The 14,417-nt window shown below is 66.8% G+C and carries 19 protein-coding genes; 5 read left to right on the top strand and 14 right to left on the bottom strand.

Annotated elements, in window-relative coordinates; genetic code table 11:
• Positions 1-170 precede the first annotated feature (170 nt).
• The gene (locus tag E6N53_RS02600) at positions 171-1,007 is read left to right on the top strand and encodes a proline dehydrogenase family protein (RefSeq protein WP_142856663.1); all 837 of its coding nucleotides are present in this window, start codon (positions 171-173) and stop codon (positions 1,005-1,007) included.
• Positions 1,008-1,083: 76 nt separating this feature from the next.
• On the top strand, positions 1,084-1,308 hold the full coding sequence (locus E6N53_RS02595) for a hypothetical protein (RefSeq protein WP_142856661.1): 225 nt from the start codon (positions 1,084-1,086) through the stop codon (positions 1,306-1,308).
• A 36-nt stretch (positions 1,309-1,344) separates the two neighbouring features.
• Here E6N53_RS02595 and E6N53_RS02590 read toward each other — a convergent pair whose 3' ends face one another.
• Positions 1,345-2,061 carry a helix-turn-helix domain-containing protein gene (locus E6N53_RS02590; RefSeq protein ID WP_142856659.1) on the bottom strand — a complete coding sequence of 239 codons (717 nt, stop codon included), beginning with the start codon at positions 2,059-2,061 and terminating at the stop codon, positions 1,345-1,347.
• 154 nt (positions 2,062-2,215) lie between these two features.
• Between E6N53_RS02590 and E6N53_RS02585 the strand changes: the two genes are divergently transcribed.
• A complete protein-coding gene (locus E6N53_RS02585) occupies positions 2,216-3,742 on the top strand; it encodes an aldehyde dehydrogenase family protein (RefSeq protein WP_142856657.1) in 1,527 nt (508 codons plus the stop codon).
• Positions 3,743-4,188: 446 nt separating this feature from the next.
• Here the strand turns inward: E6N53_RS02585 and E6N53_RS02580 are convergent, their stop codons facing one another.
• The 4 genes from E6N53_RS02580 to E6N53_RS02565 form a co-directional block, all read right to left on the bottom strand.
• Positions 4,189-4,998 carry a carbon-nitrogen family hydrolase gene (locus tag E6N53_RS02580; protein WP_142856655.1) on the bottom strand — a complete coding sequence of 270 codons (810 nt, stop codon included), beginning with the start codon at positions 4,996-4,998 and terminating at the stop codon, positions 4,189-4,191.
• A gap of 1 nt (position 4,999) precedes the next feature.
• The gene (locus E6N53_RS02575; RefSeq protein WP_136588875.1) at positions 5,000-5,434 is read right to left on the bottom strand and encodes an SRPBCC family protein; all 435 of its coding nucleotides are present in this window, start codon (positions 5,432-5,434) and stop codon (positions 5,000-5,002) included.
• 91 nt (positions 5,435-5,525) lie between these two features.
• Complete coding sequence (locus E6N53_RS02570; RefSeq protein WP_136588874.1) at positions 5,526-5,750, bottom strand: DUF7123 family protein; 225 nt, start codon at positions 5,748-5,750, stop codon at positions 5,526-5,528.
• Positions 5,751-5,824: 74 nt separating this feature from the next.
• The gene (locus E6N53_RS02565; protein ID WP_142856653.1) at positions 5,825-6,004 is read right to left on the bottom strand and encodes a DUF7525 family protein; all 180 of its coding nucleotides are present in this window, start codon (positions 6,002-6,004) and stop codon (positions 5,825-5,827) included.
• A 97-nt stretch (positions 6,005-6,101) separates the two neighbouring features.
• Between E6N53_RS02565 and E6N53_RS02560 the strand changes: the two genes are divergently transcribed.
• On the top strand, positions 6,102-6,680 hold the full coding sequence (locus E6N53_RS02560; RefSeq protein ID WP_142856651.1) for a hypothetical protein: 579 nt from the start codon (positions 6,102-6,104) through the stop codon (positions 6,678-6,680).
• 46 nt (positions 6,681-6,726) lie between these two features.
• On the opposite strand, the gene E6N53_RS02555 is transcribed toward E6N53_RS02560, so the two are convergent.
• Positions 6,727-7,758, bottom strand: coding sequence for a phosphate signaling complex PhoU family protein (locus E6N53_RS02555; protein ID WP_136588871.1), 1,032 nt, complete (start codon positions 7,756-7,758; stop codon positions 6,727-6,729).
• Positions 7,759-7,926: 168 nt separating this feature from the next.
• Positions 7,927-8,985 carry an ATP-NAD kinase family protein gene (locus E6N53_RS02550; protein WP_142856649.1) on the bottom strand — a complete coding sequence of 353 codons (1,059 nt, stop codon included), beginning with the start codon at positions 8,983-8,985 and terminating at the stop codon, positions 7,927-7,929.
• 117 nt (positions 8,986-9,102) lie between these two features.
• On the opposite strand from E6N53_RS02550, the gene E6N53_RS21390 reads away from it, so the two are divergent.
• Positions 9,103-9,225 carry a hypothetical protein gene (locus E6N53_RS21390; protein ID WP_269090087.1) on the top strand — a complete coding sequence of 41 codons (123 nt, stop codon included), beginning with the start codon at positions 9,103-9,105 and terminating at the stop codon, positions 9,223-9,225.
• A 6-nt stretch (positions 9,226-9,231) separates the two neighbouring features.
• Here the strand turns inward: E6N53_RS21390 and E6N53_RS02545 are convergent, their stop codons facing one another.
• The 7 genes from E6N53_RS02545 to E6N53_RS02515 form a co-directional block, all read right to left on the bottom strand.
• Positions 9,232-9,930, bottom strand: a complete 699-nt coding sequence (locus tag E6N53_RS02545) for a competence/damage-inducible protein A (RefSeq protein ID WP_142856647.1) — start codon at positions 9,928-9,930, stop codon at positions 9,232-9,234.
• Between the two features lie 94 nt (positions 9,931-10,024).
• Positions 10,025-10,372, bottom strand: coding sequence for a TrmB family transcriptional regulator (locus tag E6N53_RS02540; protein ID WP_142856645.1), 348 nt, complete (start codon positions 10,370-10,372; stop codon positions 10,025-10,027).
• 443 nt (positions 10,373-10,815) lie between these two features.
• Positions 10,816-11,598 carry a DUF5803 family protein gene (locus E6N53_RS02535; protein ID WP_142856643.1) on the bottom strand — a complete coding sequence of 261 codons (783 nt, stop codon included), beginning with the start codon at positions 11,596-11,598 and terminating at the stop codon, positions 10,816-10,818.
• Positions 11,599-11,613: 15 nt separating this feature from the next.
• Positions 11,614-12,285, bottom strand: coding sequence for a DUF2110 family protein (locus E6N53_RS02530; protein WP_136588866.1), 672 nt, complete (start codon positions 12,283-12,285; stop codon positions 11,614-11,616).
• A complete protein-coding gene (locus E6N53_RS02525; RefSeq protein ID WP_136588865.1) occupies positions 12,285-12,809 on the bottom strand; it encodes a transcription factor in 525 nt (174 codons plus the stop codon). Before E6N53_RS02525 ends, E6N53_RS02530 begins: the two co-directional genes overlap by 1 nt.
• A 132-nt stretch (positions 12,810-12,941) precedes the next feature.
• Complete coding sequence (locus E6N53_RS02520; RefSeq protein WP_142856641.1) at positions 12,942-13,532, bottom strand: tRNA (cytidine(56)-2'-O)-methyltransferase; 591 nt, start codon at positions 13,530-13,532, stop codon at positions 12,942-12,944.
• 23 nt (positions 13,533-13,555) lie between these two features.
• A complete protein-coding gene (locus E6N53_RS02515) occupies positions 13,556-14,314 on the bottom strand; it encodes a DICT sensory domain-containing protein (RefSeq protein WP_142856639.1) in 759 nt (252 codons plus the stop codon).
• Positions 14,315-14,417: the final 103 nt, after the last annotated feature.

The raw sequence follows: 14,417 nt of genomic DNA, 5'->3' as shown, positions 1-14,417 counted from the left end.
CGAGCTATCCACAGCCTATCCTTATAGATGAAACCGCCCATGGTAGGGGTCTCCCGGATTCGCCCACTCTTCGGTCACGGAACCACCCGAGCTGATTATTTACGGACCGTTCGGTGGTGGATTGTATGGTAGGGTCCCCCCTTTAGAGGAGCCAGTCGATACAGTGGGGTATGATTCCGCCCATTGCGAGCAATTTCGTCGCCGGGGAGGACCCGGAGACGGCGCTCGAACACGTCCGAGAACTGAACGAGGGGGGCGTCAAGGGCATCCTCAACCTCCTCGGCGAGCACTACCAGGAACGGCCCCCCGCGGACGAGGACAGGGACGCGTACGTCGACCTCGTCGACGCCATCGACGCGGCGGGTGTCGACGCGTGCATCTCCGTGAAACCCTCACAGATCGGTCTCGACGTCGGCGACGAGGTGTTCGAGGAGAACATCGCCCACATCGTCGACCACGCGTCGCGTAACGGGGTGTTCACCTGGGTCGACATGGAGGACCACACGACCACGGACGTGACGCTCGACGCCTACGAGCGACTCGCCCGCGAGACGGACGGGATGGTCGGCGTGTGTACCCAGGCGAACCTCAAACGCACGGGCGAGGACCTGAAGCGACTGGCGCCGCTCCCCGGCAAGGTCAGGCTCGTCAAGGGGGCCTACGACGAACCCAAAGAGCTCGCGTACAAGAAGAAGAGCGAGGTCGACCGGATGTACAAGGAGTACCTCGAACTCATGTTCCGCGAGTTCGAGGGCGGCGTCGCCGTCGGGAGTCACGACCCGGCGATGATCTCGTTCGCCGAGGAACTCCACGAGGAGTACGGCACCGACTTCGAGGTGCAGATGCTCATGGGTGTTCGTGAACGCGCGCAGTTCGACCTGGCAGACGAGTACGAGGTCTGGCAGTACATCCCCTACGGGAGCAAGTGGTTCTCGTACTTCTATCGCCGGATTCGGGAGCGAAAGGAGAACGCACTGTTCGCGTTGCGGGCTGTAGTCGGGAACTGACCGCTCCAGCGACTGTTTGCGTGTTCGGTGGGTTTTCGGTCCCGTCGAGAGACGGTCGACACGAGTCGACTCAACGATGATGGACCCAACGGACGCGATGGGGACGAAGCGACACGCGCCGAAGTACCTCGCAGTCGCGGCGTACGCGCTCAGCTGTCTGGTGGTCGCTGTTGGCCTCTCACGTCTCGGCCTCGCCGGTCTTCCGCTCGTTGTCGCGCTCGTCGTCGCGGCCGGGGTGCTCCTGTGGGTCGTGTTCCTCCCGCTCTTTCGTCGACTACACCGGTCGGCGACAGACGAGTGATTCGCCCCCGTCTCACGGCGGTCCGCAAGCGACCCCTCAGGGGTCCAGTAACTTCGCTTCCGCCTTCCGCAGGTGCTCCAGCAGCGTCGTCTTCGAGACGTCGAGTTCGTCGGCCAGTTCGCGGGTCGAGACGCCGCGGGGCCACTCGTAGTACCCGCGTTCGCGCGCGAGGTCGAACACCTCGCGCTGGCTCGGCGTGAGGGTGTCGAGGCGGCGGGCGCGCTCGGAACTGGCCGACCCCGACGAGGCGATGCGGGCGACGTCGATGTCGGCTCCCTCCTCGTTGCGGATGACGTCCAGCTTCGGTTCGATTCGGTCGCGTTCGCCCGCGTAGACGACCTGCCAGTACTCGCGACCGTCTTCGATGCGACAGGGGGCGCTGTGGACGAACCCCTCCCGGACGAGCTTCGGGCAGATCATGTCGTTCGGGTCGTACTCGAGGAAGAACTCCCGCGCCGCGTTCCCCGGCGAGATGTCCCGTCCGGGCTGACCGAAGCGTGCTTTGAGCTCCTGTACGCCGCCGGTGAGGCGTGAGTCACGGATGTGTTCGAGGAGCGTCTCGACCTCGTCCGCCGACTCACCGTAGGCGGTGAACAGGCCGTTGACCGTCTCACCCGCGGCCGCCGGTGCGTCGTAGATGGCGTGTGCGAGGATTCCCCCCGGACACGCCGACGTCGCCTCGATGGCCCAGCAGTTCGGATGCCAGAGGTCCAGCGTCAGCCGCGTCCCCCCGGAGACCGTCTCGCTGCTCATGGCGGGCGTTGACGCTCGTGTGTGATGAGACTTACCATGTGATATCACCGCATCGAGTGAACACGGCCGCCGTCGACCCCCCGCAGGGGCCGGTCGCGCGGACCCTTCCATGGACGGTTGCGGATATTAATGACCGATACGCGTTCTCTCGACCATGCCAGGAGACGACGTCTACGCGCACTACATCGACGGCGAGTGGACCCAGGGAACCGGGACGGAGACGTTCGAGAGCGAGAACCCCGCGACCGGGGAGACGCTCGCGACGTTCAGACAGGGGACCGAAGACGACGTCGACACGGCGCTTTCGGCCGCCGAGGAGACGTTCGAGGAGTGGCGCGAACTCTCACACATCGACCGTGCGGAGTACCTCTGGGAGATCTACAACGAACTCCGCGAGCGGACCGAGGAGCTGGCGGAGGTCGTCACCAAAGAGTGCGGTAAGGAGATTTCCGAGGGACGCGCCGACGTCATCGAGGCGTATCACATGGTCGAGTGGGCCGCCGGCGACGCCCGGCACCCGAAGGGCGACGTCATCCCGAGCGAGATTCCGAGCAAGGACGCCTACATGCGCCGTAAACCCCGCGGCGTGGTCGGCTGTATCACCCCGTGGAACTTCCCCGTCGCCATCCCCTTCTGGCACATGGCGGTCGCGCTCGTCGAGGGGAACACCGTCGTCTGGAAGCCCGCCGAACAGACGCCGTGGTGTGCGCAGATCATCGCCGAGATGTTCGACGACACCGGTATCCCGGACGGGGTGTTCAACATGGTCCAGGGCTTCGGCGACGCCGGCGCGGAGATCGTCGACGACCCCCGCGTCGACACGGTGCTCTTCACCGGCTCGGCGGAGGTGGGCCACGAGGTGGCCTCGAAGGTCGGTGGCGAGCCCGGCAAGCTCGCGGCGTGTGAGATGGGCGGGAAGAACGGCATCGTCGTGACAGAGAAGGCGGACCTCGACGTGGCCGTCCACTCCGCGGTGATGAGTTCGTTCAAGACGACGGGACAGCGCTGTGTCTCCTCCGAGCGGCTCATCGTCCACGAGGAGGTGTACGACGAGTTCAAAGCGCGCTTCGTCGACATCGCCGCGGACGTCGCCGTCGGCGACCCCCTCGACGAGAGCACGTTCATGGGGCCGCTCATCGAGGACGCACACAGAGAGAAGGTCACGAAGTACAACGAACTCGCGGAGACGGAGGGCGTGAACGTCCTCGTCGACCGGACGGAACTGGGGGCCGACGAGATTCCCGACGGTCACGCCGAGGGCCACTGGGTCGGTCCGTTCGTCTACGAGGCCGACATCGACGAGGACCTCCGCTGCACCCACGAGGAGGTGTTCGGGCCGCACGTCGCCCTGCTGAAGTACTCGGGTGACATCGAAGACGCCGTCGAGTACCACAACGACACCGACTACGGCCTCGCGGGTGCGATTATCTCCGAGGACTACCGTCAGATCAACTACTACCGTGACAACGCCGAGGTGGGACTGGCCTACGGCAACCTCCCCTGCATCGGTGCCGAGGTCCACCTGCCGTTCGGCGGCGTGAAGAAGTCCGGGAACGGCTACCCGAGCGCGCGGGAAATCATCGAGGCCGTCACCGAGCGCACGGCGTGGACGCTCAACAACTCCAAGGACATCCAGATGGCGCAGGGCCTCTCGGCGGACATCAAGACGAAAGACGACTGAGCGTCGGGCGGCTGTGTCCGCTATCGGTGGTCGCTACCGCGGTTCTCGGTCTCTTCTCACGACGTGTCGTTCACCGCTCTCGCTCGGGACAGGCGAGCGCCTCTCGGCGACGGTGACTCACGAGGCGGTGTTACAGGTCACGACGCACCGCTCGGCGAGTGAATCAGCACACGCAACGAAACGGGAGGCGAGGTGGAGTGAACCGGATGTGCGGCCGACTCCCTGCCGGGCTCAGGGAACGTGGCCAGACGGTCCGGGTCGAGTTGCCACAGTAGACCCCGATACTGTGGCGGTGGCGCGGCGGATTTGTTGAGTGCCAACTTCGACGAGAAAAGCGTCGTCCGTTGGCAATAGCGGCTACGAGGAGCAACGAGTTAAACCCACCGACCGCGGCCGAACGTGTGGGTGTCGGTTCCGAGGCGAGTTCGGCGCGGTCAGTGCCGGTGTCAACGCCGGCGGTCCTCCCACGCGGGGAACTCGTCTCGGACGCTCTCGACCCGGTCCGGCGTCACCTCCGCGGTGACGAGTGCGGGATCGTCGCCGGCGCTCGCGAGGGTCGTCCCCCACGGGTCGTAGACGGTCGACCGACCGAGGAGCGTCCCCTCGTCGAACGTCGCAGAGCCGTTGACCGTCGCGACGTACGAGAGGTTCTCGATGGCGCGACTGCGCGAGAGGGTCGTCCAGTGTTCGACTCTGGGGTACGGCCACGCGCTCGGAACGACGACGAGCGTCGCACCCGCCGCCGCGAGGTCGCGGTAGAGTTCGGGGAAGCGGAGGTCGTAACACGTCGTGAAGCCGAGGGTGAACCCCTCGAAGTCGACCGTCAGGAGCCGCTCACCGGGCGTGAGCAGTCGCGTCTCGGCGGAGCCGTAGCCGAAGAGGTGGTGTTTGCGGTAGATGCCTCGCCGCGTCCCGTCGCGGTCGAAGAACACGGCCGTGTTCGCGAGCCCCTCGTCGGCCGGGACGTCGATGCCGACCTCGGCCGAGGCGGCGAGGTCCTCGACGATGCTCCCTGCGAGCAAGCCGACCTCGTGTTCCGCGGCGAGCGCGCTCATCTCCGAGAGGGTCGGCCCCTCCACACCTTCGGCCTCGCGTGCGTACGAGTCGAACGCGAAGTAGCCGACGTTCCACAGTTCGGGCAGGGCGACGAGGTCCGCACCGCGCGAGGCGGCGCGCTCGATGGCGCCGGCCGCCCGCCGCCTGTTGCCGTCGACGTCTCCGGCCCGTTGTTCGAGCTGGACGAGTGTGAGCTGCATCTCAGGCGGTGAGTTCGAGGTCACGACGCAGTGCCTGTTCGAGGTTGCGGAGCTCGCGGTCGAGGTTCTTCTTGAAGAACCGCTCGACCCCGGGGAGTCGACCGTCGACGACGAACTCGTTCCGGAGCCGACAGCTGTCGTCGTCGACCGTCTCGATGGTGTGCTCGCCCGTGACGCGCATCACCGACGACTTGCCGACGAACTTGACGTAGCGGGGCGGCTCGACGACGATGTCTTTGGTCTCCACCTCGGCCGTCTGGCTAATCACGGGGATGGGAAGTGCGATGTGCCAGGTCGCTCGCCTGCCGTCGTCGGAGACGTCGAACCGTTCGACGACGCTTATCGCCTCGGCGCGTTTCCCGGGGTCGGAGATGAACTCCCAGACGCGCTCACCTGGAGCGTCGAACTCGAAGGTCCGCTGGACACGGACTGTCATACCTCAGTATCCGTCGGCGTCGATAAAAAAGCGCGGAATCGTCGTGAAGACACGGAGGAAGCAGCACCGAGCGGTGCGTCCGACGAGGGCGTCAGGAGGGGGTGACGCGCCAGGTCGTCGACCGCGCTCGGCCCCACTTTTCGATCTCGACCTCTTCGGACTTCTCGGCGAGCGTCGGCAGGCGCGCCCCCACCTGCTTCGCCGAGAGTCCGATGGCTTCGGCGATGTTCTTGGCACGGAAGTATCGCTCTCCACACGAGACACTCTCTCGCAGGTAGGCGACGATCCGCTGCTCTTCCTCGGTGTATTCAGTCATCGTCGAACCTTGGGCTCAGACGTTATTAACGGTTGCTTGTCGGCTACCAGTCCGGAGAATCAGTCCCTCGTCGCTCACCAGTACAGCTGGGTGAAGACGACGGCGAGCATGGCGGCGACCATCGCCAGCGCGAAGCCCCACGCCTTCGTCATCTGTCCCGGGCCGGCGAGCATCACCGCGGCACCGACGACCGTCAGGAGCGACAGCACCACCGCGAACCCGATTCCCTTGTCCGAACCGACAGACGCTTGCATACTCTGGGAGAGCGCGAGTGCCTACTTAGTTCATTCGACACCGCGCATCCCCGTCACCGGTCACGCTTTCCGTCGCCACTCCGAGAGTAAAACAACGATGAGACGCTGGACCGTCCGCGCGCTCCACGCGAGTGCGGTGCTCGTCTCGTTCGCGCTCGTTCTCGAAGGGCCCGACCTGCTCCTCTTGGGTGTCCGTGACGTCCGTCTCTGGCTGCCCGTCGGACTCGCGAGCGGCCTCCTCACGCTGCCGCTCCTGTGGTGGGCGGGTGTCGGGTTCACCCCACCGTGGACGTGGCCGTACTACTCGGCCGACACCCCCCACCGGCGTGTCGTCGGCTACCACCTGACCTGCTGTGTCCTCGGGGCCTGGCTCTGGACGGCGCCGGCGCTCCGCGTCGTCGCGTGGGTCCACGAGCGGCGTGGTGGAGCGGTCGCCCCGGGAACGGTTCCGGACGACGTCGGCTCCGTCGCCGTCGGCCTCGTGCTCGCGGCACTCTCGTTCTGCCTCCCGGCGCTCGTTCTCGTCGTCCGCCTCTCGGCGTTTCGCACGTCAGTCGACCTCCACGAGGCACGCGCGAGCGACCTGTTGCGCCCGGCATCGCTCGCGGTTGGGAGTTATCTGCTCACCGCCACCGTCGTCACGCTCGCCACCGTCGTCGTGACGGCCGCGAGATAGCAACGCCCACAGGGGGCGGGGCTGGGACTGGGAGCGGGACCGCGAGTCAGATGAGCGTGACGTGCTCGGACTCCTCGTTGAGCGCGAGGTTCGCCGCGATTTCGGCGTTCCGCATCGCGTACTGAGCTGTCTGCTGGAGGCTGACGAGCACTTCGCGCACCTGCAGGAGCTTCTGGTTCTCCATCTCCGGGAGGTCGTCGAGGATATCCCGTTCGCGGTCTTTTAGATCGCGGAACAGGTCGCGGACCTCGATGGTGAGGTCGTAGTCGCGGTCGACGACGGCGCGCACCGCCGTCGCGGTGATGTCGTCGACCTGGTCGGTGAACTCGCGGATGCGCCGCATCGTCGCCGAGTCGACGTCGAGGGTGTGGTCCTCGGCGTTCAGACAGATGTTGGCGATGTCCTCGGCGTTGTCCGCGGTGAGTTCGAGGTTCTTCGCGACGGAGCGGTAGCCGATGAGTGGGAACCCCTCCTCGAGACCGACCGCACGGGCGAGACTCGGGTTCTGGTACGCCGTGAAGATGAGTCTGAGCAGGAGGACGAATATCTTGTTCGCCTGCCGTTCGCGGTTCAGGGCGCGCTGGGCGAGGTCGGGGTTGCCGTGTGCGAGCGCCTTGACCGCCTCGCCGCGCATCGTACTCCCCGTGTTCTCCAGGCGTTCGAGAAGGTTGTCGAGCGTGAAGTCCTCGGGGTCGACAGAACATCGGATGGCGATTCGCTCTGGCGTCTCTTCGATGACACCGAGGCCCATCAACTGGGTCTCGGCCTTGTACACCGCGTTGATGTGCTCGGAGTCGAGCGCACCCTCCGACTTCTCGATGTGGATGATGCGCCGCCCGAGCACGTACTGCGCCACGATCGCGCGTTCGAGCGCGTTCGCGTTCAGTTTGTCCGCGCGGATGACCGCCTTCGAGTCTTCCGTGTTCGCGGACTCGGGCAGGACCGTGAGCGTTCCTTTGCCACCCATCCGTAACGACACCTCGTCACCTTTCTCGACACCGTGTTCCTTCGCCCATTCCGCCGGGAGCGTCATCGCGAGCGTCGACGGACCGAGCCGCTGAACCTTCCGCGTCTCCATATGTCCACCTATACCCCTTCAATAACCTTAATCTTCACCATATTGCGATTATACAACATTATCTTACAGGGAGAACCAGTGCGAGAGGGAATCACATAGTCACTTCACTAGACCGTTCTGGTGGGGGTGGCGTACTCGTCGGCCGCCGCGCGGCAGCCGCTCGCGGACTCAGACGATCTGCATCATCCGCTGTTCGACGCGGCCGACGCGCACCCGTGTCCACCCGCGGAGGTCGTCGTCGAGGTCGGGGTCGTCCGTGTCGACCCGGAGGACGCCGATGTCGTCGAGTTTCGCCCGCGAGGCGACGATCTGGACGTCGCAGTGGCGGATGACCGCTGGCGAGAGCTGGGGGTTCCCACGACCGAAGACGAACCCCTGGCCGCCGATGGGCGAGACGACGACCACGTTCTCCTCGCCGAGCGCCGCGAGAATCTCCCGTTCGCTCCCGTCGCGGACGAGCACCTCGCCGTCCCGCCAGACGTCGACGCCCAGGGGCGACCCCTCGAAGCCGAGCGCCCGTTTGACCGCCCCGACGGTGCTGCCCGGGCCGAGGACGTAGGTGACGCCCTCGCGGACGCTGGCGGCAACGCCCTCGGCGAGCGCTTCGACGGAGCCACCACCCGTCTGTTTCGACGACTGGAGGTCCTCTGCGACGGGGACCCACGCGACGGCGCGGAGTTCGGGGTGGACCTCCCCCTCACGATACTCGTCCTCGTCGATGTCCATCACCTCCCGCTCTTCGACCCGCGTGAACGTCGCCGCGATGACCGCGGCGTCCTCCGGGGAGACGGCGAACACCGACGAGTACACCTTGACCCCCGCGGGGACGCCGAGCATCGGCGTCTCGGTGCCCGAAAGCGCCGCCGCCACGTCCGCGGCGGTGCCGTCGCCGCCGACGAACAACACGAGGTCGACGTCGGCGTCACAGAACGCCTCAACGGCACACCGGGTGTCACGCGCGGTCGTCTCCTCGCCGGCGGGGGCCCCGAGCACCGTCGGCTCGAACCCCGCCGCGCGAACCGCGTCAGCGCCCATCGACCCACCCCACGTGAGGACTGTCGCCTCGGGCGTACGCGCAGCAAGTTCGTCGAATGCTCGCCGGGCACGGTCGGGCGCGCGCGGCTCCGCGCCGCGCGCGAGTGCCTCTGCGACCTTCCCGTCAGTCCCTTTCAGTCCTACTCGTCCGCCCAACCCCGCGATGGGGTTGACGACGACGCCGATGCGCATACAGGAGAGTAGAGAGAGGACGGACAAAAGGCCGCGGGGTCCGAGCCGTCACCGTGTGCGACGGCTTCGGTCACCGGAACCGCCACGGTTATGCGGGGCGGGCAGGTGCGTTCGAGTATGAACCCAATCGTGCTGCAGGAGGCCGCAGAACAGGCGTTGCCCATCGGGGCGACGGGGACCGCCGTGCTCGTCGCGAGCCTGCTCGTGACCATCGCGTGGTTGCTCTATCTCGGTCGCTGACCGGCCTCACCCGCCGTCCGTCATCGGACTGACTCGCTCTCGGAGCCACTCGGCCGCGGCACCGACCTCCGCCTCGCTGGTACCGGAGAGCTTCAGGCGGACGGACTCACCGGGGTACGACCCCACCCTGACCGCGAACTCCGCCTGCACCTCGTCCATCACCGGAATGAGCGACGACTCCGGGTCGGGCGTCTCGACGACTTCGGTGTAGGTCCGTTCGCCGGAGAACTCCGCTTCGACGGCCTCGAACATGGCCTTCATCTCCGTCGGAACGCCCGGCAGGACGTACACCGACTCGACGACCGCGCCCGGGGCGACGCCCTCGGTGTTGGGGAGCATCCGCGCCCCGCTCGGGAGGTGGGTCGTCCCCTCGACGAGGTCACCGGCCTGATAGCCCCCGTGGGTCGTGAGCCACTCCAGCGCCTCGTCGTGCTGTTCGACGGTCCGCCCCACCGCGGCGGCGACCCCCTCCATCGTGACGTCGTCGTGGGTGGGGCCGAGCCCGCCCGTGATTACGACGGCGTCGTACTCCGCGCGGTACTCGTTGACGACGCGGGCGATGTCGGCCACCCGGTCGGGGACCGTCGTGACGCGTTCGACCCGGACGCCTCGGTCAGTCAGGCGCTCACAGAGCCACGTCGCGTTCGTGTTCACCGTGTCGCCGGCGAGGAGTTCGTCCCCGACGGTCACGACTGCTACTCGCATACCCGGCGTACGAACCCGACGGTAAAAAGCACGAGGCGACGGCCGCGTCACCGGGTTGTCGGGGAGACGATACGTTCCTCTGCGGGTGCCGAAGTCAGGACCTGTCGCGTTCGGCTTCGAGCGTGGTGAGCGCGTCCTGCAGCGTCTCGACGCGAGTCTCGTACTCGCCGAGGAGCAGGTCGGCCGCCTCCGCGACGCCGACCGGCGTGAACCGTTTCGGCGTCGTGTCGTCGATGTCGACCAGGCCGGCCTCCGACAGCTCCTCGACGGCGTCGTACACCCGGGTCCGTGGGACGTCGGCCGCGCGGCTCACCTCGACGGCGGTCCCTCCCGAGAGAGTCGTGAGTGCGACGAACGTCCGTGCAGCGTACAACCCGAGACCCAGTTCGGTGAGCTGTGCGACTGCCTCCGCGCGCGCCTCGCTATCCGAGTCGACAGTCATGGCTGTCGGGAGCGGGGATGCTAACGGCGTGGAGGGCCGAACACCGCGGAGGGGTCGGAGAGCGGGTGCCTCTGCGTCTCATACCTCCACGTTTCAAACACGGTCTCAAAACAGTTTGTGAGTTTCCCCGTGACACCGACAGTTACTCGCTGACAGATGTACGAATCCAAACCCCTCGGACGACTGGCTGGAGATCCGACACCTCGACACGGGGGTGTCACTCGAATACTCACAAAGCTTTACACGGCACTGCGGCCCACTGCCACTGCGGGCAGAGCCGCAGTCGGCGATTCTCTCCCTCCCCCACCCCACACGTCGTCGGTACGCGCGGCGGGAGTCTCTCCCCTCGTGCTCGCGTCTCTCCCGTCTTTCCGTTCGAACCAGTCCAGGTGACGAGTCGTCCCACCGCGGCGGACGGACGAGTCAGCAGTCCGCCGCCGCGCTCATCCCATGCCCGGCGGCGGGCCGTCGTCCTTCTCTTCGACTTCGACGTCCAGTCCCATCTCCTCGCGGAGTTCGCGGAGTTCCTCGATCTGACGCTTGTAGTAGAAGGCCCCGCCGAAGCCGATGATGAGCGAGACGGCGGCGATAGCCCCGAAGATGGGGATGTCACGCTGGAGGTAGTACTGCACGGTGACGCCCCGTGACGTGACCTCCTCCCACCGGATGTGGGTCTGCCCGTCGATGGTCTCCGCCGTGGACCCGCGCGGCGAAACCGTTCCGAAGACAGGGAGGTCGACCCGGCGGTCCGGCGGGAGCACCACCTCGTACGAGCCCTCGACGAACACCGGGAGGCTGAACCGCTTCGGGGTGGCACCCGCGGTGAACGCCAGCTGTCCCCCCTCGGTGGTGCCGTTGGGGAAGGTGACGGTGACGACCTCCCGCGTCCGGTCGATGCCCCCCCCGCGCGCTTCGAGTTCGGACCCCGTGAGGACGGTACCGTTCGGGTAGCGATACCGAACGGCACGGACGTTCAGGGGGTTGCGCCCGCCGAAGCCGTCGCGTCTGAACAGTTCGATGCTGTCCCGTTCGGAGACGTTGTAGACGCCGCGGAACGACGAGTCTGTCTGGATGGCGATGTGGACGTCACGCGTGGTGTCCCACTCGTACGGCTCGGCCGGTTCCTGGTCGAGTTGCTCCGAGGAAATCGCACCGGGGCCGAAACAGCCGGCGGTGAGCGAGAGGAGTGCGAGGGAGACGAGCGCGAGGAGATGGCGACGGTTCATCGGTTTCCGTCTACCCTAGGGGATGACGCACTTCAATTCCGCGGGAAGGTGCCGACCGATGCTCGCGAGGAGTCCGGGTGGGTCGGTTCCCTCCGCACAGACGATGCTCTGTTCGAGGAGTCCGATACGCTCGACCGTCACGATGTCCTGTGCGTGGCCGGCGCGATTGACCGTCGCGCGCGCCTCCCCTCTCGTCGTGGAGTTGACGTTGACGCGACCCTGGCCGCGCGACCAGTCGTAGAGACGGTCACGCTCGGCGTCCGACAGTCGGGCGGGGTCGCCGTAGACGAACTCCAGCGGGAGGTGCTGGACGAGGCCGAACCGGTCGCGGACCTGTGCGGCGCTCCCGCGGCCGAGGCCGAGTTCCGCGGTGGGCACGCGCACCTCCACCCCAGCGTCGAGGACGAACCCCTCGTCGTCCCACGATTCGAGCGTGCCGGTGTAGGTCTCGCCCTCGACGAGGCGGCCGTCCGACGGCACCTCGCCCCACCGCTCGCGGAGCAGGTTCCGGGCCACCGTCTCGTCCGCGCCCTCGACGGTCACGCTCACGAAGTCGTCGTCACGGACGCCGACGGTCCACTCGACGTCGAGGTCGCCGAGGTCGTCGCGGACCATCGCCTCCATCCCGTCGAGCGCACGAGAGCGGGCGTCCCCCTCGACGTAGCACTTGGTTGCGAGGACGACCATCAGCCGGTGACGTCCACGTTGAGTTCGTCTCTCAACTCTTCGATTCGTCTGTTCATCGCCTCGACGAGGCGGCCGTTCTCCATCGATTCGAGCGGCGACCCACACTCGGGACACTCGAAGCCGAAGTCCATCGCCTCGCCGAACTCGAACCGGAGCGAGCAGACCTCACAGAGGTAGAACTCGTGGGTCCGCTCGTACTCCTCTCTGTCTTCGAGCGCGTCGAGGAGGCGGTACATCTCCTCTTCGAGGTTCTCGGGGATGTTCTCGTACTTGAACGTCCAGAGGTAGGTGAGCCACCCCGAGTCCTCGTCGCGGACTCGTCGATAAGAGGCGAGGTCGTTCTCGTAGAGGATGAAGAGCGCGCGGCGCACGTCGTTGAGTTCGAGCCCCAACTCCTCAGACAGTTCCTCGTCGGTCACCTCCCCGTCCGGCGGTGCAGCGGCGACCGGCATCCCCGTCGGCCCCACCAGCTCGTGGAGGTACTTCTGGATGACCGGGTCGTTCAGCAGCTCCTCAAAAGCCATTGGACTCACATCCGCCGTTCAGTCGTTTCAAAGTTCCGGATGTGTGGTGGGCACATCGGACCGGACGCCCGAGTCGTGAGCGCCAGTCGACCGAGCGTCACGACGGTCTCGCCCGTCGAGCGAGCGGACGCCTCACTCGCCGTCGGTGTCGTTGCTGCCGCGTGAACCGCCGGCAGCGTCCCCCTCGACCACCCGCTTTCCCGTCTCCATCGGGACCACCCGCTTCTCCGCGTTCTCCCACGCTCTCGACAGCTCCCGTCCCTCGAACAGCCTGTCGAGGAAGACGGCGAGTCCGGCCACCTCCGAGTGGGGCTGGTTCGTCACGCCCACGTTCCAGTCGGCGGCGTCGTACACCTCGAACGGGACCTTCTGCGACCCGACGACGACGAGCAACGGTTCGCCGCCGTCGACGCAGGCCACCCTGACGTCGTCTTCGACGTCCTGGACGCGCTCGCCGTACATCGTCAGGTGGACTACCTTCCCGTCCCAGTCGCGGAGGACGGGCCGCCACTCGTCGAGTACCTCGACCGCGAACGGACCGCCGAACCGGGCGGTGATGTCTTCGACCGTGTCTCGCGACTGCGTCGTGTCGCCGACGAGGAGCGCGCGCTCGGCACCGAGCGCGCGGGCCGTCAGCGCGACGTGGGTCGTCATCCTGTCGTCGCGGCCGGGCCGGTGCCCGAGTCGGAGGACCGTGACCTCGGCGGGGGCGTTCTCACACATACCGCCGAGTCGGCCGTCCGAGGTTATGGGAGTTCGCTTTCGGGCGTGGCGGGGAAACGCGACGCGGACGCGAAGACCTGCTCGACGGTCTCGGGGTCGTAGGTCCAAAACCCCTCGAACGACCCCGCCGACCGCTCGACGGCGACCAGCCCGCACGCCTGTCCCGGGTCGTCGCCCCCGTCGTACGCCATGAACCAGACCGCGCCCAGTTCGCCATCGCCACCGTCGCCGTTGCTGTCGCCGTGGACGGTCACGTCGTCGACGAAGTGCGGTGTCCAGTCGGGCGCGCCGTAGACGTGGACGTCGAGCCCGCGCTCGACGAGCGCCTCGTAGACGTCGGTCTGCGCCCGGAGCTTCGAGAGCGCCTGGAAGCCCACGTCGAGCCGCCCCGTGCCGACCCGCCAGGCGCGGTCTTCGATCTCGCGCGAGGTCGCCAGCAGCTGTCGTCGGTCGAGCGTGGAGAAGACGGTGTCTGGCAACAGGGACGTGAGCTTCCGGTAGGCCGCGTCGACGAACTCGGGCGAGCCGACCTCGTGTATCCTCGGGTGGCTGAAATCGTACACCGCCGGGAGGTCGAGGCTCCCGACGTACCGGTCACCGTCGACGACGGTGAGAAACGGCTCGCCGGCACCCCGCGGGAGGAACTCGTGTTCGAGTCGGACGTGTCGCGTGTCGAAGAGCCGTTCGACGGCGTCGGGAAGCGCGGGGGCGTAGACCGTCACCGTTCGGCGTCGCTCGTCGACGCTGGCGAGGAGCTCCGCGAACGACGGCGCGATAGCCATGCTTTCTTCACTGCGAGGTTCACACACATTACACTTCCGTCGCGACCACCACCGGTTCGCGGTATCAGAACGCACTTATCCGTTCGCTTGGACGTGTGAGCCA

It is taken from the genome of Salinigranum halophilum, assembly GCF_007004735.1.
Lineage (GTDB): Archaea > Halobacteriota > Halobacteria > Halobacteriales > Haloferacaceae > Salinigranum > Salinigranum halophilum.
Note: the sequence above shows the minus strand (reverse complement) of the source record. Positions and strands in the feature narration are given on the sequence as shown.